This window comes from Bartonella sp. AP11XZML (genome assembly GCF_042196445.1).
In the GTDB taxonomy this organism is placed as follows: Bacteria; Pseudomonadota; Alphaproteobacteria; order Rhizobiales; family Rhizobiaceae; genus Bartonella.
Genome location: NZ_JBHIQF010000009.1, coordinates 1 through 1,784, shown reverse-complemented (window position 1 = coordinate 1,784; position 1,784 = coordinate 1). Strand labels below are relative to the sequence as shown.

Sequence of the window (1,784 nt, the reverse complement as noted above, 5' to 3'; positions counted from 1 at the left end):
ATTACTTTGCTGATCTGACCCCGTGTCATGGGCTGTGGATAAACCGCATTTAAAAAACTTTTTGAAAAAATATCCGCTTTTAAATGACTTTACCTCACCTGATACTCGCTATTTATCCTAAATAGATTTAATTGACTTCATTATTAAAGCATTAAAAGATTTTGCTGATATCAAAGCAGGTACCTTAGGCGGCTTTATTGAAAAGGAAGATAACCTCTCTCATGAGGGCAATTGCTGGGACTATGATGAGGCTCTTGTGTTTAAAAATGGTCACGTTTATGAAAATGCAAGGGTTTATGGCAATGCTAGGGTTTATGAAAATGCCAATATTCATGGCATTGCTGTTATTCGTGAAAATGTCGGCGAGTCTACTAAAATAAAAACCTATACTGAACGTCTCTCTCCTTATGGTGAATTAGAGATTGTCTGGGTCTAATCAATAAAGCGGTGTAAATGAAAGTACAGGCGTGGCGGGGGCGCTCCTCTTTCAAATTTTCCCATTCCAAATTTTAGCAAACGTTTATCATATTAGATTGTGAGGGTATCTTTATGTGCAAAAAATACCAATTAACAAATGAAATCAAACAAATTAAAGATAGAATTACTAAGAAAATTACAAACCTTTATCGCATTAAAGCTTTAAAAGACTTTGATGATGTCAAAGTAGGTGATCTGGGAGGCTATATCGAAAAGGAAAGTAACTTATCCCATGATGGCAATTTCTGAGTGTATGATAATGCGTGGGTTTATGGCAATGCCAAGGTTTTCTATCATGCCAAGGTCTGGGGTAAAGTCTATGGCAATGCAAAATTAAACAGTCAACGTAAGTGTCGTTCCAAAAAAATGTAAGGTTTATGAAAACGATAATGTTGTCAATATAACTGATAAAACAGAATAAAAATAGATATGGGGGGCGTGCCTTTTTTATGGTGTATAAACGCATATAAAATGCATTGCTATAAACATATCATAAAAGAGAGAGTAAAATAAAAGAAAGCCGTGCCAAGTGATATGACGCGGCTTTCAAATAGCGTTTCTTATTGATTAAAATGAATCATCCACAATGGAGTAATGAGTGCATATATACAAAACGTATCATATTGCAAGTGCTCTATGGGAGATATGAAAACTTATCAAAAGGAATGTAAATGGTGCGTATGATCTTTAATCACTCATTTGAATGAGAAAGCCTATAACGCTTGTTATGGCTATCNGGTCATGGACCACGTATTAGAATCCGCGGAACCTATGGAACGCAAGAGTTTGTTGACAACTACAAAAGCGCACTTGCCGAATTACAAGGGCTTATACTTCCTAAATCAAAAACCGGTAAACTTGTTGAAGGGTCATTTGCATGGCTGCTTAAACAATACTTTAACAGCTCTAATTGGCGTAGCTACTCTAAAGCTACAAAAAAACAAAAAGAACTCATCCTTATGAAGGTATGTGATAGCATAGGAAACATTCCATACAAAGCAATTGAAAAGAAACATATCATAGCCGGCGTTGAACGACGCAAAGAAACACCAGCAATGGCTAGAAACTTTCTGAAAGCCCTTAATGGGCTTTTTAATTGGGCGATTGACCAAGGTCTTTTAGAAAATAATCCAGCCTTAGGTGTTAAAAGACCAGCCCTTCACAACAAAGATGGGTTTGCTGTTTGGACAGAAGAAGATGTTGAGAAATATTATCAAAGATGGTCCCATGGTACCCATGAACGCGTTTGGATTGATGTCCTTTTGTATACGGGTTTGCGTCGTGGTGATGCGGTCCGCATTGGCTGG

1 protein-coding gene and 2 pseudogenes are annotated in these 1,784 nt (G+C 37.1%); all 3 read left to right on the top strand.

Annotated features, from left to right (window positions below; translation table 11 throughout):
• Positions 1 to 142 precede the first annotated feature (142 nt).
• Positions 143 to 436: pseudogene (locus ACFIMG_RS00640) on the top strand (hypothetical protein); the annotation flags it as partial.
• Positions 437 to 549: 113 nt separating this feature from the next.
• Positions 550 to 813: pseudogene (locus ACFIMG_RS00635) on the top strand (hypothetical protein); the annotation flags it as partial.
• A 386-nt stretch (positions 814 to 1,199) separates the two neighbouring features.
• The coding region (locus tag ACFIMG_RS00630) for a phage integrase central domain-containing protein (protein WP_404977486.1) at positions 1,200 to 1,784 on the top strand (585 nt) is incomplete at its 3' end.